General features: G+C 62.7%; 20 protein-coding genes. 9 read left to right on the forward strand and 11 right to left on the reverse strand.

The features are described from left to right. Positions 1–99: 99 nt before the first annotated feature. From AB7C87_RS10655 to AB7C87_RS10670, 4 genes are all read right to left on the reverse strand, one after another. Positions 100–360: a winged helix-turn-helix domain-containing protein gene (locus tag AB7C87_RS10655; protein WP_369729428.1), complete on the reverse strand. Its 261-nt coding sequence runs from the start codon at positions 358–360 to the stop codon at positions 100–102. A gap of 60 nt (positions 361–420) precedes the next feature. Continuing rightward, positions 421–585 carry a hypothetical protein gene (locus tag AB7C87_RS10660; RefSeq protein WP_369729429.1) on the reverse strand — a complete coding sequence of 55 codons (165 nt, stop codon included), beginning with the start codon at positions 583–585 and terminating at the stop codon, positions 421–423. Between the two features lie 129 nt (positions 586–714). Further along, complete coding sequence (locus tag AB7C87_RS10665; protein ID WP_369729430.1) at positions 715–936, reverse strand: DUF8149 family protein; 222 nt, start codon at positions 934–936, stop codon at positions 715–717. A 54-nt stretch (positions 937–990) separates the two neighbouring features. Further along, on the reverse strand, positions 991–1,980 hold the full coding sequence (locus AB7C87_RS10670) for a PGF-CTERM sorting domain-containing protein (protein WP_369729431.1): 990 nt from the start codon (positions 1,978–1,980) through the stop codon (positions 991–993). Positions 1,981–2,277: 297 nt separating this feature from the next. Here AB7C87_RS10670 and AB7C87_RS10675 point away from each other — a divergent pair, with 297 nt between their 5' ends. From AB7C87_RS10675 to AB7C87_RS10695, 5 genes are all read left to right on the forward strand, one after another. Further along, complete coding sequence (locus AB7C87_RS10675) at positions 2,278–2,847, forward strand: hypothetical protein (protein ID WP_369729432.1); 570 nt, start codon at positions 2,278–2,280, stop codon at positions 2,845–2,847. Positions 2,848–2,913: 66 nt separating this feature from the next. Further along, positions 2,914–5,745, forward strand: coding sequence for a DEAD/DEAH box helicase (locus tag AB7C87_RS10680; protein WP_369729433.1), 2,832 nt, complete (start codon positions 2,914–2,916; stop codon positions 5,743–5,745). A 521-nt stretch (positions 5,746–6,266) separates the two neighbouring features. Next, a complete protein-coding gene (locus AB7C87_RS10685) occupies positions 6,267–6,659 on the forward strand; it encodes a response regulator (protein WP_369729434.1) in 393 nt (130 codons plus the stop codon). A 110-nt stretch (positions 6,660–6,769) separates the two neighbouring features. Further along, complete coding sequence (locus AB7C87_RS10690; protein WP_369729435.1) at positions 6,770–7,570, forward strand: protein sorting system archaetidylserine decarboxylase; 801 nt, start codon at positions 6,770–6,772, stop codon at positions 7,568–7,570. A 361-nt stretch (positions 7,571–7,931) separates the two neighbouring features. Beyond that, positions 7,932–10,235, forward strand: coding sequence for a catalase (locus AB7C87_RS10695; protein WP_369729436.1), 2,304 nt, complete (start codon positions 7,932–7,934; stop codon positions 10,233–10,235). 79 nt (positions 10,236–10,314) lie between these two features. On the opposite strand, the gene AB7C87_RS10700 is transcribed toward AB7C87_RS10695, so the two are convergent. The 3 genes from AB7C87_RS10700 to AB7C87_RS10710 form a co-directional block, all read right to left on the reverse strand. Next, on the reverse strand, positions 10,315–12,066 hold the full coding sequence (locus AB7C87_RS10700) for a DNA methyltransferase (RefSeq protein ID WP_369729437.1): 1,752 nt from the start codon (positions 12,064–12,066) through the stop codon (positions 10,315–10,317). Between the two features lie 108 nt (positions 12,067–12,174). Then, a complete protein-coding gene (locus tag AB7C87_RS10705) occupies positions 12,175–14,082 on the reverse strand; it encodes a hypothetical protein (protein WP_369729438.1) in 1,908 nt (635 codons plus the stop codon). Positions 14,083–14,584: 502 nt separating this feature from the next. Then, positions 14,585–16,804, reverse strand: coding sequence for an AAA family ATPase (locus AB7C87_RS10710; protein WP_369729439.1), 2,220 nt, complete (start codon positions 16,802–16,804; stop codon positions 14,585–14,587). A gap of 178 nt (positions 16,805–16,982) precedes the next feature. Here AB7C87_RS10710 and AB7C87_RS10715 point away from each other — a divergent pair, with 178 nt between their 5' ends. After that, positions 16,983–17,762 (forward strand): NAD(+)/NADH kinase, encoded by a 780-nt coding sequence (locus AB7C87_RS10715; RefSeq protein ID WP_369729441.1) that lies wholly within the window; start codon positions 16,983–16,985, stop codon positions 17,760–17,762. A gap of 44 nt (positions 17,763–17,806) precedes the next feature. Here AB7C87_RS10715 and AB7C87_RS10720 read toward each other — a convergent pair whose 3' ends face one another. Beyond that, positions 17,807–18,070 carry a hypothetical protein gene (locus tag AB7C87_RS10720; protein WP_369729442.1) on the reverse strand — a complete coding sequence of 88 codons (264 nt, stop codon included), beginning with the start codon at positions 18,068–18,070 and terminating at the stop codon, positions 17,807–17,809. A 147-nt stretch (positions 18,071–18,217) separates the two neighbouring features. Continuing rightward, positions 18,218–18,901: an endonuclease III gene (gene nth, locus AB7C87_RS10725; RefSeq protein WP_369729444.1), complete on the reverse strand. Its 684-nt coding sequence runs from the start codon at positions 18,899–18,901 to the stop codon at positions 18,218–18,220. Positions 18,902–18,999: 98 nt separating this feature from the next. On the opposite strand from nth, the gene AB7C87_RS10730 reads away from it, so the two are divergent. The 3 genes from AB7C87_RS10730 to AB7C87_RS10740 all read left to right on the forward strand — a co-directional run bounded on the left by AB7C87_RS10730 (position 19,000) and on the right by AB7C87_RS10740 (position 21,926). Beyond that, complete coding sequence (locus AB7C87_RS10730) at positions 19,000–19,941, forward strand: CPBP family intramembrane glutamic endopeptidase (protein ID WP_369729445.1); 942 nt, start codon at positions 19,000–19,002, stop codon at positions 19,939–19,941. Positions 19,942–20,027: 86 nt separating this feature from the next. After that, complete coding sequence (locus tag AB7C87_RS10735; protein WP_369729446.1) at positions 20,028–21,095, forward strand: ABC transporter ATP-binding protein; 1,068 nt, start codon at positions 20,028–20,030, stop codon at positions 21,093–21,095. Between the two features lie 3 nt (positions 21,096–21,098). Further along, positions 21,099–21,926 (forward strand): ABC transporter permease, encoded by an 828-nt coding sequence (locus AB7C87_RS10740; protein WP_369729447.1) that lies wholly within the window; start codon positions 21,099–21,101, stop codon positions 21,924–21,926. 308 nt (positions 21,927–22,234) lie between these two features. On the opposite strand, the gene mvaD is transcribed toward AB7C87_RS10740, so the two are convergent. Next, a complete protein-coding gene (gene mvaD, locus AB7C87_RS10745) occupies positions 22,235–23,218 on the reverse strand; it encodes a phosphomevalonate decarboxylase MvaD (protein ID WP_369729448.1) in 984 nt (327 codons plus the stop codon). Positions 23,219–23,514: 296 nt separating this feature from the next. Continuing rightward, a complete protein-coding gene (locus AB7C87_RS10750) occupies positions 23,515–23,856 on the reverse strand; it encodes a hypothetical protein (protein ID WP_369729449.1) in 342 nt (113 codons plus the stop codon). Positions 23,857–23,890 lie beyond the last annotated feature (34 nt).

Consider the following 23,890-nt stretch of genomic DNA (forward strand, 5'->3'; position numbering starts at 1 on the left):
GGTCAAGCCGGTACGTCGGTACAGCGTTCCGTACGAATGCGCCGCTGTCTGGCTCTTTCGTACTAACGTCAGCGGACCGTCGAAATTTTGAGACGGCGATCAGTCTTCGACCTCGAGGTCGTCCGGGTCGACTTCCCCCTCGAGAAATTGCTCGCCCAGGTCGGTGATGTCGTACAGTCCGGGGGCGTACTTTCGGAGCAATCCGCGTTTCGCCAGTTCTCGGCACCGATAGGCCGCCTGCGGGCCGCGACAGATGCCGGCTTCGTCGATGTGCGTCGGAGAGAAGACGTCGTCCGATCGCATCTCCTCGAGGATGTCCTCGTCCGGTGGTGCCGTCCAGTCGTCGGTATCCTCGGACATGTGCCTGAACGTTCGTTCGCTTCGGGGATGGATGTGTGCTTCGGTCGGCCGCCGACCGTACTACGAGGGGTGTTGGTGTCTGATTTTCTCGGCGACCGTCCCGGGGACGGGGGTGGCACAGTCCTTGCACTTCCACGTCGGCGCGGTCGTCCCCGGTTCCTTTCGTAGATCCTGCTTGAACTGCAACACGGCGCCACAGACGCAGGTGTGACTCGAGCGGGCCATACGTGATGAAACGCATTGCCAGTGATAAATCGACAGCCGGCGATCTCGCGGCCTGACTCGAGGGACCGTCGGAACCACGTCGCGAAGCGGTGGGTCGAACACGCGGCGTTCGGAAGACGAAACGAAAAATTACGCGCCGTCCTCGAGCAGTCCAAGCTCTCTCGCGATCAGATCGGCGATGTGATCTGCGACGTCGGGATCGACTTCGGCGACGCCGTCGCCGTCGTGAAGCTGGTCGTTGTGACGTTCGATCGCGTCGGCGAGATCCGACAGCGGAACGCGCGAGGTGGTCTCACAGTCGGAACAGACGATCGGAACGCGCGGATTTCCGCTCTCTGCATCGGAGTTCATCGTCCTCGGATGCTCCGGGACCGATCAGTAAAAGCCTACGTGATTCGCTCGGAATTACCGACGGCGATTCGCGAGGGCGGCGACCGCAAGGGCGACGACTGCGACGAGCGCGCCGAACCCGGGCATCCTGTCGCTTTCGTCACCGGAGCCGGTCTCTTCGCGATCGTTCGACCGATCGTCCGAGTCGGCCGGCGACCCGTAGTCGTCGGCGTCGGTGATCGTTTCGTCCCCGTCGGTGATGGTCTCGTCGGCACCACCTTCGTCTCCATCGTCCGCGGCCGACTCGAGATCCTCTCCGTCGAGTTGTAACACGACGACGGCCTGGCCGTGCGAGCCGTCCGGATGATACGTCCAGCCACCAGCTTCCTCGTAGGGTTGGGCGGCCGCGACCGGATCGACGTCCGTATCCCAGGAATCGTGGGCCTGCTGGACGTAACCGACGACCTCGACTCGGTCGGCGTCCTCGCCTGCGAGTTCGACCTCGCCGTACTCCACCGTCTCGTCTTCGGGCAAGCCGTGCCACTCGAAACAGTGGGAGTCGAGGTAGCCGTCGCCCTGTGGCAGGTCGCGGTCGGTGCCGAACTGGTCGGCGTCGAGTGGCCGATCGTAGTTCTCGGTCAGCGGATACTCGACGACGAACGGATCGGCGTCGGAGTGCCACTCGAGTTCGTCGCCGGTGTCGACCGTCGCCGTCACGTCGGGGACCGACTCGCCGACGACGGGTTCACCGGCCTCGTTGAGTAACGTAACGCAGAGCTTTCCGGAGCCATCTCCCAGATACGGCATCCGGTACTCGTCTCGAGGGTTCGTGTAGCTGATCCAGCTGCCGTCGTTCGCGGCCGCTTCGAAGTACGGATCGCCGGGCTCGGGCACGGGCTCTACGTACGTCTGTTCGGAAACCGGGGCGTTGTTCGCCGACTGCGTGCCAACGGAAGGCGTTTCCGCCGAAGCGACGGCGCCGACGACGGCGGCGCTCGCGACGAGCACGCCGAGTACGACGGCGGCGATCGGAATCGCCAAAGCGGTGTGTCGAGGCGCGCGCATCGTCACCTCACGAGCACCCGCCTGCTGGATCGGCCTCGCACTCGCAGTTCACTGGCCGACGAGCGTACGGTCGGCTCGGGCGACAGCCGGGCTCTTTCGTCCGTACCGTTTGGAGGTCGTGACAGTCGTCGATGGGAACCAATCATTCACTCGAAACTTCGGGTACGTAATTCTAAATATGCACTGCCTACCTGCGGTTACGGAGCGCATTCGGCCAGCTTCGTAGACGGTCGTCGCCGGAAATCGCCAGGAGAATCACCCCAAACCGACTTCCGACTCGAGGGAGTACGACGATCGATGCGCTTTCGATCCAACCCTCGAGGGGGGCCGTCTGCCGACGGCGAACGACAGGCCGAGATGGAAGAATCGGGTTCCGGAAAAAGCCACCTCGGGCGACTGCTCGCGCTCGCAGTCGGTCTCGTCGCCGTCGCGTACCTCGTCTCTCGGTATCTCGACCGGGAAGGTGACGACACCGTCGAGGGCGCGCGAGACCGGGCGCCATCGCTCGAAGTCGTCCGGGACCGAGCGTCGGACGCGGTTGCGGGTGAGTTCCAGCAGATACCCATCGGAGATTCGGACGAACGCGACGCGCCGGAGGACGAGACCGACGAGGTGGCCGCTGGCGAGACGAGCGACGACGAACTCGTCGACGACGCGGAGACGAACGTTGACGTGACGGCGGAAGAACGGTCACCCGAGGAGATCGAAGAGCGCGCGAGCGAGGAACGAGCCGAACCGGGCGAGATGGCGATCGACGACGACGTGGCCGACGTGGTCGACGGGGAGGCAACAGCGGAGTCCGAAAAGTCCTCAGTGGAGTCCGAGGAGGAACTAACGGAGCAAGCGGACGACGACGAGGAGACGTAACGAAGCAACGGGAAACGACGCCGAACAACGTGGCCCTTAACCGCCCGTCGCCCGTACGCCGAGTCGATGAGCGAGGGGGACGTTGCCGCGTTTACGCACCTCGGCTCGACGGTGCGCGATGCGCTCTCCGAACGCGGATTCTCGACGCCGACGGCACCTCAACGACTGGCGATTCCGCCGCTGTCGGCCGGCCAGAACACGCTGGTAATCGCGCCTACCGGGAGTGGCAAGACCGAGACCGCCATGCTCCCCGTCTTCGATCACCTCGTCGCCGGGGAGGGGCCGCCGGCGGGATTCGGCGCGCTCTACGTCACTCCGCTTCGGGCGCTCAACCGGGACATGCGCGAGCGCCTCGAGTGGTGGGGGGAGTACTTGGACCTCGAGGTCGCGGTTCGCCACGGCGATACGACGCAGTATCAACGAGGGAAGCAAGCCGAGGATCCGCCGGACGTGTTGATTACGACGCCCGAAACGCTCCAGGCGATGTTGACCGGCGAGCGACTGCGAGAGGGGCTCCGCGACGTCTCCCACGTCGTGATCGACGAGGTCCACGAACTCGCGGCGTCGAAACGCGGCGCCCAGCTCGCGGTCGGCTTGGAGCGGCTTCGGAACCTGGCGGGGGAGTTCCAGCGGGTCGGGCTCTCGGCGACCGTTGGCGATCCCGCGGCGGTCGGGAGCTTCCTCACCGGCGGTCGACCCTGCGAGATCCGCGAGATCGACGTCGGGAGCAACGTCGACGTCGCCGTCCGCCAACCGGAGATCACCGAGGAAGACGAGGGGCTCGCGGGTCGGCTCATGACCGAACCCGACACCGCGAGTCACGTCCGGCTGATCCGCGACCTCGTCGACGACCACGAGTCGACGCTAATATTCGTCAACACCCGCCAGACCGCCGAGGCGCTCGGCTCTCGCTTTACGGAACTCGAGTTGCCGATCGGCGTCCACCACGGTTCGCTCTCGAAAGAGGCCCGGATCGACGTCGAAGACCGGTTCAAAGCGGGTGAACTGGACGGCTTACTCTGTACGTCCTCGATGGAACTGGGTATCGACGTCGGCCGGGTCGACCACGTCGTACAGTACAAGAGCCCGCGACAGGTCACGCGATTGCTCCAGCGGATCGGCCGTGCCGGGCATCGTCGCGACGAGGTCTCGAGCGGGACGATCGTCACGACCCGACCCGACGACACGTTCGAGGCGCTGGCGATCGCGAGACGCGCACGGGCCGGTGAGGTCGAACCGGCGGCGATCCACGAGGGGAGTCTCGACGTCGTCGCGAACCAGATTCCGGGTATCGTCCAGAGCCGCGGCTCGAGACACGAAAGCGAGGTCTACGAGACGCTCCGCCGTGCGTATCCGTTTCGCGATCTCACGGAAGAGCGCTTTCGCGACGTGGTTTCGGAACTCCATCGCAACCGGATCGTCTGGTTCGACGAGGGCGAGAACCGAATCGAGACGAGCGGCAGTACGTGGCAGTACGTCTACTCGAATCTCTCGATGATCCCCGACGAGGAGACCTACGAGGTCCACGACATCGCCTCGAGTACGCAAATCGGTACCTTGGACGAACGGTTCGTGGTCAACTTCGCCCGGCCGGGCGAGGTGTTCGTCCAGCGCGGCGAGATGTGGCGGATCGCCGAGATCGACGACGACGAAGCGCGCGTGAAGGTGAGTCCGATCGAGGATCCCGCCGGCGAGGTGCCGTCGTGGATCGGCCAGGAGATCCCGGTTCCGGCCGCCGTCGCCGGCGAGGTCGGCGAAATTCGGGGTGTCGCTACCTCCCAACTCGAGAACGGCGCGGATGCGGCCGCTGTCGGCCGAGAACTCGCGGGTCGCTACCCGGGCGACGAGTATACGCTGACCGAAGCTTGCACCCAACTCGAGCGCCAGATCGACGCCGGCGCGCCCATGCCGACGGCGGATCGCCTCGTCGTCGAGCGCCAGGGCCGAACGGTCGTCCTCAACGCCTGTTTCGGACACACGGCCAACGAGACGCTGGGTCGGATTCTCTCGGCGCTACTCGGCCAACGTGCCGGCTCGTCGGTCGGCCTCGAGACGGATCCGTACCGGATCGAACTCGAGGTGCCCAGTTCGATCGCGACCAGCGACGTCCTCGAGGTGCTGACCGAGACGGATCCCGATCACGTCGGGGCCATCGTCGAACTCGGACTCAAGCGCTCGGACGCACTCGCCTTTCGACTCGCACAGGTTTCGGGGAAGTTCGGCGCGCTCAAACGCTGGCAGGGATCCGGTCGGCTCTCGAACGAACGACTGCTCTCGGCGCTCGAGGAGACGCCGATGTACGAGGAGGCGATCCGGGAAGTCTTCCACGAGGACCTGGACGTCGAGCGGGCGAGTTCGATCCTCGCGGCGATCCAGTCGGGCGACCTCGAGGTCGTGACCCACCGCGGACGGACGGCGATCGGTCAGGGCGGGCGGTCGTCGGGCAAGGAGCTACTGGCTCCCGAAAACGCCGACGCGAGCGTGATCAAGACGGTCCGGGAACGGATTCAGAACGATCGAGTCATCCTGCTCTGTACGCACTGCAAGGAGTGGAAAGCACGGACCACGGTGAAACGGGTCCGAGAGCAACCCGAGTGTCCCGAGTGTGGGTCGACCCGCATCGCGTCGCTGAACCCGTGGGCCGACGAGGTCGTCAACGCGGTCCGCGCACAGGAGAAAGACGACGAACAGGAGCGGATGACCGAACGCGCCTACCGGAACGCGAGTCTCGTCCAGAGCCACGGCAAACGGGCGGTGATCGCGATGGCGGCTCGAGGCGTCGGCCCCCACAACGCGGCCCAGATCATCAACAGACACCGGGAGAGCGAAGCCGAGTTCTACCGCGACGTCCTCTCTAAAGAGCGTGAATACGCGCGGACGCAGTCGTTTTGGGATTGATCGACTCCTCCCCGAACCGGCGTTTTTCGCCCGCTCGAGGGGGTCGAAAAACGATTCGCGGATCGCCTTATATACGGGGTAGTGTGGGGTTATCGGGGGCTTCGCCGGAACGAGGACGAAACGCTGTGGCGATCTATCGATTCGATCGTGAACCGCACCGGTCCGTCGGTGCGATCGGGACCTGCCTTGCGTTAGGGCCAGCCGGTTCGACGGGGCCCGTCTCGTCGTCACACCGGAACTGACGGACAGTTGGCTGTCCGATTCGTCGGGCCCAACCAACTATTTCTCCGTGACGGGTCGAATTCTGGCAATCTGTCTGTTATCACATAATAAATGTGTATCTGATAAAACCAACTGAGGGATGCTGGAATATGTGCCCCGAAACGTTGAGGATGTGCCCTGTATTCCGCAATTAAGTTGGTTTCGAGTCACACGCCGTCGGAACGTCCGGGTCAGGGTAGACACGTGACACGATCTGCAAGAAGAATTATTAGACGGACCTGTGTCAATCTCTGATACGTATGTCGTCGCACACCATTCTCTTCGCCGAAGACAGCGATTTCATCACACAACACGTTAGCCAGACGCTCGAGTCGGAACACGGCTTCGAAATCGAAACCGTAACTTCGGCGAGTGAGACCCGAGACGCTCTCGCGGAGTTGGATTTCGACTGCGTGGTTTCGACGTACGAACTTCCGGACGAAACCGGGATCGAACTCGCCGAATCCATCAACGGCAACGGCGACGAGGAGATGGTGCCGTTCGTGCTCTTTACCGGAAATCCACTCGAGCCACTCGCCGAGGAGGCTCTCGACGCTGGGGTGTCCGCCTTCGTCAGCAAGAGTAGCCGCGCGACTGGCGAGATGAACGTGTTCGCAAACCGGATCCGGCTCGCGATCGCCGCTCGAGAGTGAGGTCGTTCGTCTATCGTTCGTCCGTCGTAAGTCCGCTGTCCGTCGTGGGTCCGCTCGGAGCGAGGACACCATCCGTAACGGCCATACGAATCGCGTGCGTCTACCCCGACATGAACTTCGCGCCGGGGGCCTGGAAGTACGCCGCCGTTCCCCTGCTCGCCGCGCCGTTTGCGTTCATTATCAGCGTCACGGCGAGCGTCGTCGCGCTCGCCCTCGGCGTCGTGACGCTCGCGTTCTTTCGTGACCCCGAACGAACGCCGCCGCCGACGGGCGTCGTCTCGCCGGCCGACGGTACGGTCTCCGTCCTCAGGGAGGAAGGCGACCGCGTTCGTCTCGGCGTCTTCATGAACGTCTGGCACGTCCACGTCGTCCGCGCCCCGATCGCCGCCCGCGTCGTCGACGTCGAACACGTCTCCGGAGCCCACCGACCCGCCTTCTCGAAGGACTCCGATCGAAACGAGCGAGTCCACGCCCGCCTCGAGACGGACTCGCCGAACCTTCCATCGGCGTACGAGAACGACGCCGAGGACGAATCGGCATTCGAGGTCGACGACGGGAGCGAATCCAGTGCGGCCGAGACGGGGGAATCGAGCCCCGACCACACGCCGGCGGACGTCCCCGAAAGCGACGCCGAAGTCACCCTCATCGCCGGCGCGTTCGCCCGGCGGATCCACCCCTACGTCGAACCCGGAGACGACCTCGAGCGCGGCCAGCGGATCGGCCACATCGCCTTCGGGAGTCGGGTCGACCTCCTGTTTCCACCGACGATCGACGTGGCGGACGTCGCCGTCGAACCGGGCGATTCGACGACGGCCGGAGAGACGGTCGTCCTCGAAGCCGGTTCGGCCGCACTCACCGACCTCGACGTCGACGTATCGACACCCGGAGACGACGAATCTGACCCGGAGTGACGGCGTTCGCGCATTCTCGATCGATTAGAAAATCGTCGGCAGAGACGTGGCTCCCGTCGGAAACGTACCGTAGCTGTACTCACACCTGATCGTCAAACGAATCGGCCATCGGTGTGTGACTCGGTGCAGTTGTTACGATATCGACGCCAGTCCCCACCGGAGCGCGAGCCTTGCAAGCGTACAGCCAGCGTTTATTCGACTGGATATTGCTTACCCATCTACCTTCCAGTGACCCCGAATCGCGTGGCGTCGCCGCGGTCGGACGTTCCACCCACCACGGGAGTTCGTCGTCGCCCAACCGATCGATCCGGTTCGCTCGAGTCGGCGTTTCGAACGGCACTGTATCACCCATCACCGATCTATGACAGACCACGATTCGCGAACGGACGACAGCGAGGCAAACGGGAGCACCGAACGAGACGACCTTCGAGGAGAACGCGGGGTGCGTTTGTCCGGGGAATCGACCACGGATGATGCGAGACGGAAACTGACTGACGGCGGCTCGAGTGAGTCCGGGACCAGCGGTGACGACGAGGTCGACGCGGAGAGCAAACGCGACCAGCTCGACGAGGTCCGTGAGAATCCCGAGGGAGAGGAGCTGACGACGGACCACGGCGTCAAAGTGAGCGACACGGACAACTCCCTGAAAGCCGGCGAGCGCGGGCCGACGATCATGGAGGACTTCCACTTCCGGGAGAAGATGACCCAGTTCGATCACGAGTCGATCCCGGAACGGGTCGTCCACGCCCGCGGCACCGGGGCCCACGGCTACTTCCAGCCCTACGAGGATCCGGACTTGGGCGACGAGTACGACGACATCGAGGAGTTGACGAAGGCGAAAGTCTTGACCGATCCCGACCAGAAGACCCCCGTCTTCACTCGGTTCTCGACGGTCGTCGGCTCGAGGGGGTCTTCGGACACCGTCAGGGACGTCCGCGGCTTCGCGACGAAGTTCTACACGGAGGAAGGAAACTGGGATCTCGTCGGGAACAACATGCCGCCCTTTTTCATCCAGGATGCGATGGAGTTTCCCGACCTGGTTCACGCGATCAAACCCGAACCCGACGACGCGATTCCACAGGCATCGGCGGCCCACGATACGTTCTGGGATTTTGCCTCCCTGAAACCCGAAATCACGCACATGATCATGTGGGTGCTCTCGGGACGGGCCCTCCCGCGGGCCTACCGGATGATGCAGGGATTCGGCGTCCACACCTTCCGGCTGGTCAACGACGACGGCGAGTCGGTGTTCGTCAAGTTCCACTGGACGCCAACACTCGGCACCCACCAGCTCGTCTGGGACGAGACGACGAAACTCTGGGGGAAAAGCTCGGATTTCAATCGGAAGGGCCTCTACGACGTTATCGAGGAGGGGTACGACCCCGAGTGGGAACTCGGTGTCCAGATCTTCGACGAGGAACAGGCCGAGGAGTTCGACTTCGACGTCCTCGATCCGACGAAGCTCGTCCCCGAGACCGAAGTGCCAGTCCGACCGATCGGCAAGCTGGTCTTGAACGAGACGCCGGACAACTTCTTCGCCGAAACGGAGCAGGTCGCGTTCCACCCCGGCAACGTCGTCCCCGGCATCGACTTCTCGAACGATCCGCTGTTGCAGGGTCGGCTGTTCTCCTACCAGGACACCCAACTCAACCGCTTTGGAAGCGCCAACTGGGACGAAATTCCGATCAACCGGCCGATTGCCGAGCGTCACAACAATCAGCGCGCCGGCTTCATGCGCCAGGAGATCAACGAGGGTAAAGTCTCCTACAAGCCGAACTCGATCGGCGACGACGACCCACAGGAGGTCCCCGAGGAGGAAGGCGGTTACGAGCACTTCGCCGAGAAGATCTCCGGGGAAAAGATTCGCAACCGAAGCGATAGCTTCGAGGACCACTTCACGCAGGCGCGGCTGTTCTGGAACAGCATGTCCGAACCCGAACAGCAGAACATCGTCGACGCCGCCCACTTCGAGCTCGGCAAGGTCGACCGCATGGAGATCCGCGAGCGGATGGTCTACGACCTGTTCAACAACGTCGACCACGAGTTCGCGAAACGGGTCGCGGAAGGGATCGGCGTCGAACCGCCCGAGGAAGCCGGCGACGAGATGCCGGACCACGATAGGGAGGATCCGTCGCTCAGCATGGAAAACCGGACTCCGGACACGATCGAGACCCGAAAGATCGCGATGTTGATCGACGACGGGTTCGACGACGAACACGTCTCGGAGCTTCGATCGGCCCTAGAAGACGAGGGCGCTCGAGTCAAGATAATCTCGAAGCTCCTCGGCGAGAAGTCGGGAACCGACGGCGAGACGGTCGAAGTAGACAAACACCACGTCGCGGCGGCCTCGGTCTCGTTCGACGCAATCGTCGTCCCCGGCGGCAGCGAGAGCGTCGACACAATGGTCCAGCAAGGCGATCCGAAACAGTTCGTCGCCGAGGCGTTCAAACACTACAAGCCGATCGCCGCGGTCGGCGAGGGAACGGAGCTGTTCGAGGCGGTCGATCTGCCGGATACCGAGATCGCCGCCGACGGAGACCTCGTTTCCGATACTGGCGTCGTCACCTGTCGAAGCGACGACCTCGAGGCGTTCGCCGAAGAGTTCGTCGACGCCATCGCCGAACACCGCCACTGGGATCGTGATCCCGAGGAGGTACCGGCCTAACGCGCGAGTAGCCGGGAGGACGGCGATTTGAGTAGACACCGATCGCACAGCTATCGTGCGATCGGGTGTACACCGACGTTCAGCGGCTACTCTCGTTCCGTGGCTTCTGGAGTATTGTCGCCCACTCGCATTCGATTACGCCGCCCTCGTGCTTGCGGCCTTGGAACAGATCTCGATTCGTGATTCCGTCCCAGGCGGAGCCAATCAATCGGAATCCGTCGTCCTCGTCGAAGTTCCCGCCGTGACCCTCGAACTTGCCGAGATTCTGTGCGATATCGGCGACGTACTTGTGGCTGTGGATCAGTCGTTCACCGATCGTGTTCTCGCCAATGACGAAGAAGTAATATCCACCCGGTTTCAGGTGTTCGTAGACGCGAGCTAGATTCTTCAACATCCCATCGCCGAAGAACTTCCACGTCACGTAGGCCTTCCGTTCGGCATCGTTGTGGTCGAGGTTGTGAATCGCTTCGATATCCGCATCTAGATTGGGTAATCGCGTGACCTCGTACTCTTCGTCAGTTCCACGCCAGATGTCTCGAAGCGTTGCGGGGAGATCCTTATCGACCGTACTCATCGACACGGAGTTCGTCCCGACGATGGACTGTCGGAGCGCCTTCGCGTCGAACTTTTCGTCGTCTTGAAGAAAGTCGTATATCCAGAAGAGTCGGAGTTTCGAGCCCCGATAGTAATTCATCGCGTTGATGTAGGGTGGCGAGGTGACTGCGAGATCGACCTTCTCACGGTACTCCGGGATGTCGAACGTTCTGGCGTCGCCAAGTCGTATATCGACGTTAGCCTCGTGAGCGGCGTTGTTCGCTACGTTCTCTCCGCCTTCTCCGCTTGACGACCCGAATCCCTGTAGCGTTCGTTGGACTGTCCCACCGCGATAATTCGTCGCGTAGATCTCGTTCCACAGCTCCACGAGTTTCCCTCTCGACTCGGCGAGTTGTTCCTCGTGGGTCTCGAGTACGTCCGGGGGATGTTCACCCTCCTCGATCTTCCGGCGCATCTTCTTCGATTTGTACGCCTTCGAGATACCTGGATCCGCGTTCGATACCTCGAAAACGGTGTTCGCAATCAGGAGTGTGAGCCAGCGGTCGAGACGGGTTTTCAGCTCCGCTTCGGTGTCGCCGCGGTCGGCGAGCGCTTCGCGTTGACCGTCGGTGAGACGTTCGAACGGGTCGAAATCACTGTCTATGAAATCAGCGAGTGCTTTTCTGATCCGGGAGAGATCACGTATTGCGACTGGCTCGAACCAGTGTTCCTTGTTCGTTCTGTCGAGAAATTCTGCATCGTACGCTTCGTACAGCCGGTCTTCTGTCTGGTCCAGAAGCCGAAGGTACTCCGTCTCGGCGGCCTCGAGAGCGGTGGGCGGAATAGGAGAGGTGGCAACCTCAGAGACGAGACGCGACAGTGGGTTAATTTCGATACCCAGGTAGTCCCGACCGTTGATTTTCGCCTCTAATCCCGTCGTTCCGCTCCCCGAGAAGGGGTCGAGAATCAGCGGCCGCTTGCCGTCTTCGTTCTCTTCCGTCGTAAACTGTCGGATGATGTAGCTCGGAATGTGTGGGATGAATATCGCCGGATGCTTGTGGATCGCATGCGTGAGATACGTTGTATTCGGAATCGTCTTCCCATCACGGAGATCGTTTGCGAGATCACGAAAGTCGATCTCCGGATACTCCGCAGGTTCACCTTCGAACGCATACTCGACGCCCTCGCCTTTCGGCACTTCGCCGAGTGGGTACCCGATCTCGCCGGGCGACTCACTCGTTCCTGGGTTGTCCTCGAATCGAAAATCTGGAAAAACACGATTACCCCTGCGTCTCATTCTCACGTCCCCGTGTTGAGTATAGACAGAATCTATTTCGGGACCCGAGGCCTTTTCGCTCATCGGGCGTACCTTGCCACGCAATCATTTAAAAAGTGCTGGAACGGGCTACTCCTCGAAAACCGAAGCGCGGGCCTGTTCCCGATCCGTTTGAACGTCTTCAGGTAGCTCCGTCATGAACGGCCCCATCCGTGTCGCTACCGGCGCGGGTACTGCGTATTTATCATCTCGATTTACCAAAATACCGCCGTCCGTGTCGTTCGTGCCGTCGGTCATCGAATTCAGTATTTTGGTGGGCGTTCGAACGTCCAGCATGTCGCCGACGTCCGATTTCGACGGCGCTTTCGACCAATCGATCTCGTCACCGTCGCTTGCGGGCTCGTTCCCCTCACTGTCTACGTACTGGGTTTCATTACGGACGCATCGGAAGATACGGCGTTTCTTTCGTGTGTCCGAGTCGATCTTGAACAGATACTTTTCGAACGTTTCACGAGCGCTCACGAGGTCTGCTGAACCAGCTTCGGTAGACCGTGGAAACCGCCGAAGAAAGATGGGCCGAGAGATCGAATCGTACACGAGCGTTTCGATAGCAACGTCTTGTAGATAGTCCAACGAGTCGCCACCGTACACCCATTCGACGTAGTCGTTGTCGCGGTCCCTATCGTACTCTTCGGCGAGGTCGCGAGCAAAGGACAGCAGTTCGTCGTCCGCTCGTTTACGTTTCCCTTCGCGGCACAACCGCCTGAACTCGGCCAACCGTTCGGTATACTCGTCCGTTTCTAGTATCAAGTCCGCAATCTCCATCGCGTTGTTTCTGTCCTCTGGGGACATTTCGAACACTTTGTTTTCTCGCTCTGCGATCGAAAAGCCCAGCCAGAGGTCATCGGCGTCGTTTTCGCTGATAATGCCTCGAAGTGAACGAGGTGACTCGAAGTTATCCAACGAACCATCGCGACCGACGCCGTCGAGAGAGCCGGTATAGATCGTGTTCAGATACACGTCACCGTACAAAAAAGAGATGTGAAATGGGATCGTTTCGTCACTCCCAGGTGAGACGGGTATTTCGAACTCCAGTCGGAGATCGTTCGAGTCGAGACTGACATTTCGAATGTCCTTGGCGAGGCCTTTCGGAATGTCCTCTTCGAACTGTTCGATGAGTCGCCGGCTCGTCCCCTGCTGTGGGTCTTCTGCCCACCGAGCCGGTGTCCGTTTTTCGTTGAACAAAATTCCGACGTGGAACTGGATCCGTTCGACACCGACTTGGTTCAGCAACTCGGTAAGCGTGTACGAACCCGCAGAGATGTCGTACTCGTCGGCGACTCCGCCGGAGATCGTAACGACGTCAGTAGATTTCATTAACTCACGGACCAGAGCCCGTGGTTTCCGCATCAACGAGGGTCTCGCAGTCGTTCCACCGCTGACGACACTCGTACGGTGTTCACCAAATACGAGCGTTCCCTCGTCTTCGAAGAACAACGTTGCATCGGCATTCGCCTGCTGATTGTTCTTCGCGAGCTCGAGCGTGATCGAATCTAATTCATCGAGTTGGGCTCGTTGTTCCTGGGTCAGCGTCTCGCGCGTGTAGTCGAGAGATTTCCAGCACAGTTCCGGCTCGAGGAGATACTGTGTCAAGTTGCCAAGGTTCCGGTCGACGTCGAGACGTTCTGACTCTTCTTCCGCCGCGATAACTTTCTCGAAGAACTTCCCCTTGATGGCATCGAATGATCGAGTGAAGTATTCAGCAACCGTAAACAGACCACCGTAAACCGCTGGGAGCGAGTCGTTCGGGTTTTCCTCAGCGAGTTCTCGTGCTCGTTGAACTCCACCGACGCTCTGGTTTGTCAGTTGGTCCCCGCCGTCACCATCGCCGTTGTCGGACTGTTTCTCGTGCTCTTGGAACGTGGCAAGCGGGAGTTTACGAACCGTCGTGTTAACCGTCTGCTTCAGAATAAGTTCGGCCTCTGTCAATTCGTCGTCGTTGTGTATAGAGATGATTTTCCTATCGAAGGAATCCATGACAGTCTCCTGTTGAACAATCACTATAAAAGTAGGGAGAACTCATCCGTCGCGACACTTGCACCATAATCCAGACATATTTTACTCGTGTCTTCACTCCTGAACTCTCGTGGTGCTGTTCAGTGTGGCGGTCTTCGAGCACCGACATAAAAACGGTTCAGGTCGTCTCTCGGACTCGAGTGGCGTCGTTAGTAACCCCTCGAGTCACTCCGATTTCGTCCGTGATCACACGATACCGCTGCTCGAAGGGGAGTCCGACCGCCGACCGGCGGCTTCGGTTCAGCGTGAACCGCTTGGAGTCAAGTGGTTCGAGACGCTCCGCGTCTCGTCATCAAGCGAAACCAAAGGTTTCGCGGAACTTCGTTCCGCTCAGTCAGGGAAGATCACCGGTCTTCCGAACGATCTCGAGGCACTCGCCCTCTTCTTTCTGGAGAAGAGCCGGTTGTAGAAGAGCCAGTGGGTGAGACACGTTGCAAACGTGCGTCGGCGTTCACTTTACGAGTTACTGGTCGGCTTCGACGTCGACATCTTTCCGGGCCGCCTCGAGGTGTCGGGCCTCGACGACGACCTCGCTCGCCTTCGCGTTGGCTTCCTCTGGGTCGTACTCGGCTGCGACCTCGCGGATCGCTTTCATCGAGGCGTCGCGGACGAGGGCTTCGAGGTCCGCGCCGGTGTACCCCTCGAGTCCCGCCGCGAGTTCGGTGAGGTCGACGTCGTCGGCGATCGGTTTGCCGCGCGTGTGGACCTCGAGGATCTTCTCGCGGGCCTCGCGTTCGGGTTCGGGGACGAGGACGTGCGTGTCGAGTCGGCCCGGTCGGAGCAAGGCGGGATCGATCTGGTCTTTGCGATTGGTGGCCGCGAGGACGACGAGATTGGGGTTTTCGCGCATCCCGTCGAGTTCGGTCAGAAGTTGAGAGACGACGCGTTCGGTCACCTCGTGACCCTCGCCGCGAGCCGCGGTGATCGCGTCGATCTCGTCGAAGAAGACGATCGACGGAGCGGACTGCCGGGCGCGTTCGAACACCTCGCGGATCGCCTTCTCGGACTCGCCGACGTAGCGGTCGACGATCTCGGGACCGTCGACCCGGACGAAGTTGACGTCCGTCTCGCCGGCCAGCGCGCGAGCCATCAGCGTCTTGCCGGTGCCCGGTGGGCCGTACAACAGGACGCCCGAGGGCGGATCGGTGTTCGTCTCCTCGAACAGTTTGTCGTAGGTCAGCGGCCACTCGACTGACTCGCGGAGAACCTGCTTTGCCTCCTCGAGCCCGCCGACGTCAGAGAAGTCGGTGTTCGGCGACTCGGCGACGTACTCGCGCATCGCCGACGGCTCGACCGACGCCAGCGCCTCGTCGAAGTGACGTTTTCGCACGACGGGATCGCGATTCCACTCCGCGCGGTCGTCGGCGTCGGTCGGTCGGCCGCGGATGGCCGCCATCGCCGCCTCGCTGGCGACGGCGTCGAGATCCGCGCCGACGAAGCCGTGGGTTCGGCGGGCGACCGCGTCGACGCTGACGTCGTCGGAAAGCGGCATGCCGCGTGTGTGGACCTCGAGGATCTCCTTGCGGCCGATCTCGTCGGGGACGCCGATCTGGATCTCGCGGTCGAACCGGCCGCCGCGTCTGAGCGCCGGATCGATCGAGTCGACGCGGTTCGTCGCGCCGATGACGATCACTTCGCCGCGGCCGTCGAGGCCGTCCATCAACGTCAACAACTGACCGACGATCCGGTTCTCCGCATCCCCGTCGTCGTCGCGTTGGCCGGCGATCGAGTCGATCTCGTCGAAGAAGACGATCGTCGGCGCGTTCTCGCGTGCCGTCTCGAACGTCCGGCGAAGCTGTTCTTCGGATTCGCCTTTGTACTTCGACATGATCTCCGGACCAGAGATCGTCAGAAAGTTCGCGTCGACCTCGTTAGCGACCGCCCGGGCGATCAGCGTCTTGCCGGTGCCCGGCGGACCGTACAACAGGACGCCCGAGGGCGGTTCGACGCCCATCCGCTGGAACAGTTCGGGCTCGGAAAGCGGAAGTTCGATCATCTCCCGGACGAGTTCGAGTTCCTCGTCCAGGCCACCGATATCCTCGTAGGTCACGCCGGAGCTCGGCTCGGATTCGAACTCGTCGGTGGACGCGGGCGCCGACGAGTTGCCGGACGTCCCGAAGTCACCGAGATCGCCGCCTCGAGCGCTCGAGACGACGTCGTCGGTTGGATTGCCGTTCTGATCGACGACGCGAACCGTCGTCGTACTGGTGATGCGGACGTCGCCGTCGGGGTCGGTGTCGACGACGCGAAACGGCTCCTGGGCGACGCCCTCGAGTCGGATCTGTTCGCCGACGCGGACCGGGCGGTTTCGCAGTTTCTTCGTCGCCTCTCGTGCGGTGATCGCTTCCTCCGAGAGTGTCGCCGGCGCGGTCAGCGTAACGCGGTCAGCCTCTCGGATCGTCGATTTGTCCTTCGCGCGGACGGCGACCGTATCGCCGACGTGGACGCCGGCGTTCGCGCGGGTGTCCGCGTCAATCTGGACGACGTTTTCGGGGACGGCCGAGTCGGCGGGCCAGAGCTTTGCGACCGTCGTCGACTCGCCTTCGATGACGACGGTATCGCCACTCAGCACGCCGAGTTGTCTCCGTGCGATCTCCGGAATTCGGGCGACACCGCGTCCCGCGTCTCGCTTTTCGGCGGCGCGTACCGACAGCGAAACGCCGTTTGAATCCGACCCACTCATAGCGGGTTCTTTCCGCCCCGTGGCCTTGAGAATTCCCCTCCGGTGACTGACGTCGAATGGGCCACCGTCGGGACACCGCTGGTAGTCCGTCGTCGGATGGCGCTGGTCGCTCGTCGGTGGATGGGACGCGCACACCGAATCCGCACCCTTTTGTCCGATCCCTGGGAACTGGTACCCAATGGACGGTGACGCGTGGCGGCCGGACCTCACGTCCCCGGTCGGGTTCGTCGAGAGCGATTCCGAGGGCGACCTCGAGCCGAGCGACCTCGAAAGTGACGTCGAATCCGTCGGAACGAGCGTCATCTCCGGCCCACCTGCGGACGTTCTCGAGGCCGATCCCGCGATAATCGTCGCTGTCGGCGACTCGGCGATATCTGCGGTCGCCGCCACCGACCTGGACGTTCCGGTGGTACCGGTTGGGGACGTCCCTGGCCTCTCCGCCGTCGATCCCGACCACGTTTCGAATGCACTCGAGTCCGCTTTCAGCGGCGACGGACGCGTCCGGGCGCACCCGGTGCTCGTCGTCGAGACTCCCGGAGGAGGTCGCGAACGCGCGGTGTTCGACGTCACCCTCGTCACCGCGGAGCCGGCACAGATCTCGGAGTACGGCCTCTCGAGGCGCGACGAGTCGATCGCACAGTTTCGTGCCGACGGCGTCGTCGCCGCGACGCCCGCGGGGAGTCACGGCTACGCCGAAGCGATCGACGGCCCCCTCGTCTCCGCGGCCGTCGAGGCCATCGTTGTGGTCCCGATCGCGCCGTTCGTGACGCGGACGTGTCGATGGGTCCTTCCGAACGACGGAGTGGTGCTGTCAGTCGAACGGGACGAGGATCCGGTCGTCCTCTGTGTCGACGACCGCACGGTCGAACGGATTCCGGCGGGCGAACAGGTTTCGATCGCCGCGGATGGAGCGCTTTCGACCGTCGTCGTTCCGGAGTCCGCAGACGGACGAGACTGACTGCGGGCGCCGAAAGCGATCGTCAAATTGGCGCCAGCCTGCGATCAGCTGTTGTACGGTTCCTCGTCCCGGTGGTGATCTGGGTTCTCGTTCTCGAGGGCGTCGTTCTCGCGCTGGGTCGATTTGTGTTCGATATCCTGGCGGCGCGCTTTCTCGTCCTGGCGTTCGCGCGCTTCTTTCTCCTCCTCGGATAACTCCTCGTCTTCGTCTTCCTCCGGGTCGCCCTTCTCGCGGGCGAGTTCGACGTCACGCCCGTGCTCGTCTTTGCCCGTCTCGGTTCGCTCGTCGGCGTCCGTGTTGTCGGACATGATGATCCCGAGAGGAGCTATCGGGAGTCGGGGAAAAGGCGTTGGGCTTGCGACGGTCGGCCTCGAGCGTCGGCCCGTCTTCAGCCGATTATCAGGCTTCTCTTCGACGGATGAACGGGAAGCGCCAGGGCTCGACCTCGAGGCGGTTTACCAGGGTTCGCCAGAGGCGAGATCGACCTCGCTGTCACCTTTCTCGGAGGGACAGACGTCCGCGAGGACGCAGTCGGCACAGTCGGGGTTTCGCGCCGTGCAGGTGGCCCGGCCGTGATCGATACAGAGGTGGGTGAACTGCTGCCAGTACCCTTCCGGAACGATCTCCATCAGTTCCCGTTCGATCCGTTCGGGATACTCCTCCTCGGTGAGCCCCAGCCGACGCGAGAGCCGCTGGACGTGCGTGTCGACGACGATCCCCTCCACGACGTCGTGGCCGTGTTGGAGGACGACGTTCGCCGTCTTTCGGCCGACCCCCGAGAGGTCGGTGAGTTCGCCCATCGTATCGGGTACTTCGCCGTCGTACTCTTCGACGATCGTCTCGCAGGCGCTTCGGATGTACTTGGCCTTGTTATTGTAGTAGGTAATCGAGTTCAGCGCCTCCGCGAGTTCCGCCTGTGGTGCGTTCGCGTACGCTTCCGGACCGTCGTACGTTTCGAAGAGCTGTTCGGTCTCCTGATTGACCCGCGCGTCCGTACACTGCGCCGAGAGGATCACCGCGATCAGTAACTCGAGTCGATTCGAGTACCGAAGCGAAATCGTCGAGTCGGGGTAGGCCTCCTCGAGGCGGTCGACGACCTCCTCGGCCTGTTCAGTCCGCGTCTCGCGTGGGGTTCCCATAGGGGTGTGGTGGGAGCCCCCTCGTTTCAGCGTTCGGGTTCGATCGAGCAACTATATCAAACGAGAGGAGTTAACAGCACAAGAACAACACTCCGATTATGGGGGATATACGTGAAGGGAGATCGACACGCTTACGCGCGGGCCTTCGGGCCGTCGCTCCCGCGGTAACGACGCTTCTCGTCTTGCTGGTCGGTCTCGCCGTGCTCGCGGCCGTGGCGGACGCGATCACTGAACGCAGTCCAACCGGCGGAATGCTGGCGACGCTGGTAGCGCTCTCGTTTCTCTACGTCTTGCTGATCGCCATTGCGCTTTGGCTCGCGACGAAACTCGACCGTCGCCGATACGCCTCGTACGGCCTCGATCTCGACGTCGCCTGGCTACGTGCGTTCGCCGTCGGCGCAGGTATTGGTTTCCTCGCGGCGGTCGTTTCGGTCGGGTACGGTGCCGTCCGCGGGTTCGTCGACGTCGATCTTTCGGCTGGCGGCGTCGCCGGTCCCGGCGGACCGATCACCCTGGGCCTCGCGGTGGCGATACTCGTCGGCTCCTTTCTGATCCAGAACGTCTACGAGGAGGTCGTCTACCGGGGGATCGCGATCCGGAACTTCGTCGAAGGACTCACCGCTCGCGGACTCTCGCCGACGTGGGCGGTCCTGCTCGCGACCGCGGCTAGCCTGTTTCTGTTCGGCCTGTTTCACATCCCGCTTCGAGGCGATCCGCTCGAGGCGATGGTCACCAGCGCCCTGCTGGGAACCGCGTTCGCGCTCGCGTACGTTCTCACCGGCGAACTGGCGCTGCCGATCGGCGTCCACTTCGGCGGAATGTCGATCGAACTCGCGGTCGGCGAGGAGGTCGTCGGGCTCGAGGTCCTGTCGGTCGTGACGCTCGAGCAGTCCGCAGCCGCATCCCTCGAGTTTCTCGGCGTTCGTGTCGGATTGCTCTGCGCGCTGATCGTGGCGTGGGTCTACCTGACTTCTGGTGACGTCGGAATCGACGAGACGGTCTACCGACGGGACGACGACCGTCTCGAGGCTGAACGATAGTGGCGGGCAACGTCCGGCGCCGTCGTTCGTTTTCGCTTCGCGCCGGTGATGAAAATCGATAAACACGCGCGGGAAATAGTCATGGGATGGCTCGAGCCGCGGACGAACGGACGGCGACAAGCGAACCGCCCGCGATCCGCGTCGACGGACTGGAAAAGAGCTACGGTGACGGCGAGGACGCCGTGACGGCCGTCGACAACGTCTCCTTCGAGATCGAGCGCGGATCGGTGGTCGGACTGCTCGGCCCGAACGGCGCCGGGAAGACGACGACGATCAAGGCGATCCTCGGGCTGGTAATTCCCGACGTCGGGACCGTCGAGATCGGCGGTATCGACGTCCGAAAGCGACCGCGGCGCGCGTACGACCAGGTCGGCGCGATGCTCGAGGGCGCGCGAAACGTCTACTGGCGGCTCACGGTTCGGGAGAACCTCGCGTTTTTCGCCGGGCTGGGCGGCGACGATCCTGCCGCGATCGCCGACCGCCACGACGAACTCCTCGAGGGGTTCGGACTCGCGGACCGTGCCGACACCGTGGTCAACGAACTCTCCCGGGGGATGAAACAGAAGGTCGCGCTGGCGTCGACGCTCGCCCGCGACGTCGACGTGGTGTTCATGGACGAACCGACGCTCGGCCTCGACGTCGAAACCTCGCTCGAACTCCGCTCGGAACTCCGTCGACTCGCTGACCGGGACGACGTGACGATCGTGTTGAGTAGCCACGACATGGACGTGATCGAGGCGGTCTGTGACGACGTGATCGTCCTCGACGACGGATCGATCGTCGCCGACGAGGCGGTCGATTCGCTCCTCGCGGTGTTCCAGACCCGCGAGTATCGAATACGCGTCGAGTCGACGGTTCCCGACGACGCGAGACGGCAACTCGAGCGGGCGGTCGGTGCGGACTGCAAACCCGAGGGGGACGGAGTGGCGATCACGTTCACCGCCGCGGACGGCGAGGACGTCTACGAGGCGATGGACGTGCTTCGAGCGTACGACCTCTCGCTCCGGGAGATCGACTCGTCGGATCCGAACCTCGAGGAAGTGTTCCTCCGTCTCACCGGCGGCGACGTCGATCGGGGCGAAACCGACGACAGGCCGAGGACGAACGAGCGAGCGGAGGCGCCTGGAGAAACCGGGCCGCCGACGGAGGGGTGATCGATGGGAGTTCCCGATTCCGTTCGCTCGAGCGGCGATGATGACGCGTCGGCTCCGAGGCGTTCGCTTCGTCCGCTCTGCTCGGCGGTGGTTCGCAAACAGATCATTCTGCTGGTCAGGTATCCGCTGAACACCTTCACGCGATTCTTCTCGATGTTTCTGTTCTTCCTGCTGATCTTCCTGGGCGGCCAGGCGGCCGCGGGACCTGCACTGGCCGATTCGTTGCCGGGGATCGTCGTCGGCTTCTTCCTCTTTACGCTCGCGATGACTGCCTACTCCGGACTGGCGTGGGACGTCACTCGCGAGGCCCAGTGGGGGACCTTAGAGCGACTGTACATGTCGCCGTACGGCTTCGGGGCCGTGATGGGCGTCAAGGCGCTGGTCAACGTCGGTCTGAGCTTCCTCTGGGGGAGTGCCCTGTTGTTCGCGATGATGCTCGTCACCGGGCGCTGGCTCGCGATCGATCTCCCGACGATCGTTCCGCTCACGCTGATGACGCTCGCTTCCGTGGTCGGAATCGGTTTCTGTTTCGCCGGTCTCGCACTCGTCTACAAGCGCCTCGAGAGCCTGTTCCCGCTCGTCCAGTTCGGGTTCGTTCCGCTGATCGCCGCGCCCGTCGGGAGTCTCGAGTGGCTGAAGCTCCTTCCGGTAGCCCACGGCAGCTACCTCACGAGGATCGCGATGACGGAGGGGATCCGCCTTTGGGAGTTCCCGCCGACGGAGATCGCGACGGTATTCGCCACGTCGGCGATCTATCTCGCGGGTGGCTACTACTGTTTCCACCGGGCGAGCCTGCTTGCGAGGCGGCGCGGTCTCCTCGGACACTACTAGGCGATAGTGACAACTGAAACGAACGGGGCGCTGATCGCGCAGTAGTAGTACGGTCAGGTGTGCGTTGACGCTCAGTGGCGGCTATAGTAGCCACTGCAGGTCTTGCACACCTGCTCGCCAGACGAAAAGCGCGGTTCGGAGCGAGCGCGGTTCGGAGTGTGCGCGGTTCGGAGTGAACGGAGTGAACGAGAACCGCGGAACGGCGAACGGGGAACGCAGTGACCCGTGAGCTCGGCGATCGGTGTGTACATCGTTTCAGTTGTTACTATAGCCCAGACGAATCTCTCCGGAGTGTGAACCGCGAGGGCTCAAAACAGGTGGTCGTCCTCCTCGAGCAGGCGCGCGGGACCGCCGACGTTCCAGGTGGTCGTCGAGACGCCGCAGTCGGCGATCTCCTCTTCGACGAACTCGGCGTGTTCCTCGGTGGTGTTGACGTAGACGCTCGCGCCCGTGTCCGTCGAGAAGTAGACCGGAATGTCCTCTTCCTCGCGGAGTTCGCGAACCCGGTTGAAGACCGCGAGCGTGGCCGGCTGCCAGTAGACCCACCCCGAGGGGCCGGTCATCGTCGTCGCCGCGAGCGACAGCGAGTCCTGCTCGGCGAGTTCGAACGCGCGGTCGAACTCGTCGTTGCGGAGCGCGTCGCGCATCTCGACGATCTGATCCTGAACGTGCGCGCGACGGGCGCCGAACATGTGACTATCCGTCGCCTCCGCGTGGGCGTCCTCGGTCTCTTTGTGGTAGGGGACGAGACCGACGACGATCTTCAGGTTTTCGTGGATGTCCGTCGGGATCCGCCGGGAGTGACAGTCCTCGTCGTTCAGCCCGGCGTCGAGCTGTGAGAACGCCCCGGTGACCGCTCGAGCGGCCGATGCGGAGCCGACGCGGGCGATCGTCGAGATTTCGGGAAGCGAGAGGTCGAGTTCGGCCGCCTCCGCGAGCGCGACCGCGGCGGCCGCAAAGCCAGAAGACGAGGAGCCCAGCCCCACGTTCGAGGGGAAGCTGTTCTCGCTCTCGAGACGGACGGGGTAGACCGTGTGTGCGGCGTCGGATTTCGATCTGGCCTTCTCGACGACGGCCTCGACCCGCTCGAACGCGCGTCCTTCGAGTTCCTCGCCGTCGACGACGTAGGTATCCTCGTCGTAGTCCATCGAGAACTCGACGGTCGTCCGGGTGTGACTCGGCGCCGTACAGAGGCTGATGCTGTCGTGGTAGGGGAGGCGCTCGATGTCGTCGCGCATCCCGTGGTACTTCACCAACCCCTGGATCGGGTGGGCCATCGCGGTTGCTTTCATACCCACACACGCGAGTGAAGGCCGCTTAAATGTCACGGCATTCCGACCGTCTTGTGCTCCGCTTTGGAGGCGCTTCGCTCGAGGCCGACCCTATAGTAACAACTGCAACGATGTACACACCGATCGCCGAGCTCACGGGTCACTGCGTTCCCCGTTCGCCGTTCCGCGGTTCTCGTTCACTCCGTTCACTCCGAACCGCGCACACTCCGAACCGCGCACACTCCGAACCGCGCACACTCCGAACCGCGCTTTTCGTCTGGCGAGCAGGTGTGCAATGACGTTCAGTGACTACTGTATCAGGAACCGACGACAACACCGGCAATTGCGAGCCAAATCGCGTAGACGATGGGCCCACATAGCATTCCGATCCCACATCCCCGGACGACGAACGCTCGAGGACGCGGCGAGCCGACGGTTCGCGCCACGCGAGCGACGACCGCCAGGAGTACTCCGGCCACGGCGACGACCGCGAGCGATTCGAGCGGCAATGGCGACACGCGGATCGCGTGACAGAGCGATGCGGTCATCACAGTCCCGACCGCGACTCCGGACAGTCGGTAGCCGGTCTTGCTCACACCGCCGCTCGAGTCGTCGGAGTCGGGAGGAGTCGAGTCCTCAGAATTGGGAGTCAGATTCATGTGAAATTGCTCGAGAAACGACGTCAGGGTGCCG

The sequence above is a fragment of the Natrarchaeobius versutus genome, assembly GCF_041205745.1.
In the GTDB taxonomy this organism is placed as follows: domain Archaea; phylum Halobacteriota; class Halobacteria; order Halobacteriales; family Natrialbaceae; genus Natrarchaeobius; species Natrarchaeobius versutus.

Excerpts from the sequence above, each read along its gene's own strand:
- AB7C87_RS10655 (WP_369729428.1), bottom strand. The coding sequence starts at position 360 with ATGTCCGAGGATACCGACGACTGGACGGCACCACCGGACGAGGACATC.
- AB7C87_RS10660 (WP_369729429.1), bottom strand. The coding sequence starts at position 585 with ATGGCCCGCTCGAGTCACACCTGCGTCTGTGGCGCCGTGTTGCAGTTC.
- AB7C87_RS10665 (WP_369729430.1), bottom strand. The coding sequence starts at position 936 with ATGAACTCCGATGCAGAGAGCGGAAATCCGCGCGTTCCGATCGTCTGT.
- AB7C87_RS10670 (WP_369729431.1), bottom strand. The coding sequence starts at position 1,980 with ATGCGCGCGCCTCGACACACCGCTTTGGCGATTCCGATCGCCGCCGTC.
- AB7C87_RS10675 (WP_369729432.1), top strand. The coding sequence starts at position 2,278 with ATGCGCTTTCGATCCAACCCTCGAGGGGGGCCGTCTGCCGACGGCGAA.
- AB7C87_RS10680 (WP_369729433.1), top strand. The coding sequence starts at position 2,914 with ATGAGCGAGGGGGACGTTGCCGCGTTTACGCACCTCGGCTCGACGGTG.
- AB7C87_RS10685 (WP_369729434.1), top strand. The coding sequence starts at position 6,267 with ATGTCGTCGCACACCATTCTCTTCGCCGAAGACAGCGATTTCATCACA.
- AB7C87_RS10690 (WP_369729435.1), top strand. The coding sequence starts at position 6,770 with ATGAACTTCGCGCCGGGGGCCTGGAAGTACGCCGCCGTTCCCCTGCTC.
- AB7C87_RS10695 (WP_369729436.1), top strand. The coding sequence starts at position 7,932 with ATGACAGACCACGATTCGCGAACGGACGACAGCGAGGCAAACGGGAGC.
- AB7C87_RS10700 (WP_369729437.1), bottom strand. The coding sequence starts at position 12,066 with ATGAGACGCAGGGGTAATCGTGTTTTTCCAGATTTTCGATTCGAGGAC.
- AB7C87_RS10705 (WP_369729438.1), bottom strand. The coding sequence starts at position 14,082 with ATGGATTCCTTCGATAGGAAAATCATCTCTATACACAACGACGACGAA.
- AB7C87_RS10710 (WP_369729439.1), bottom strand. The coding sequence starts at position 16,804 with ATGAGTGGGTCGGATTCAAACGGCGTTTCGCTGTCGGTACGCGCCGCC.
- AB7C87_RS10715 (WP_369729441.1), top strand. The coding sequence starts at position 16,983 with ATGGACGGTGACGCGTGGCGGCCGGACCTCACGTCCCCGGTCGGGTTC.
- AB7C87_RS10720 (WP_369729442.1), bottom strand. The coding sequence starts at position 18,070 with ATGTCCGACAACACGGACGCCGACGAGCGAACCGAGACGGGCAAAGAC.
- nth (WP_369729444.1), bottom strand. The coding sequence starts at position 18,901 with ATGGGAACCCCACGCGAGACGCGGACTGAACAGGCCGAGGAGGTCGTC.
- AB7C87_RS10730 (WP_369729445.1), top strand. The coding sequence starts at position 19,000 with ATGGGGGATATACGTGAAGGGAGATCGACACGCTTACGCGCGGGCCTT.
- AB7C87_RS10735 (WP_369729446.1), top strand. The coding sequence starts at position 20,028 with ATGGCTCGAGCCGCGGACGAACGGACGGCGACAAGCGAACCGCCCGCG.
- AB7C87_RS10740 (WP_369729447.1), top strand. The coding sequence starts at position 21,099 with ATGGGAGTTCCCGATTCCGTTCGCTCGAGCGGCGATGATGACGCGTCG.
- mvaD (WP_369729448.1), bottom strand. The coding sequence starts at position 23,218 with ATGAAAGCAACCGCGATGGCCCACCCGATCCAGGGGTTGGTGAAGTAC.
- AB7C87_RS10750 (WP_369729449.1), bottom strand. The coding sequence starts at position 23,856 with ATGAATCTGACTCCCAATTCTGAGGACTCGACTCCTCCCGACTCCGAC.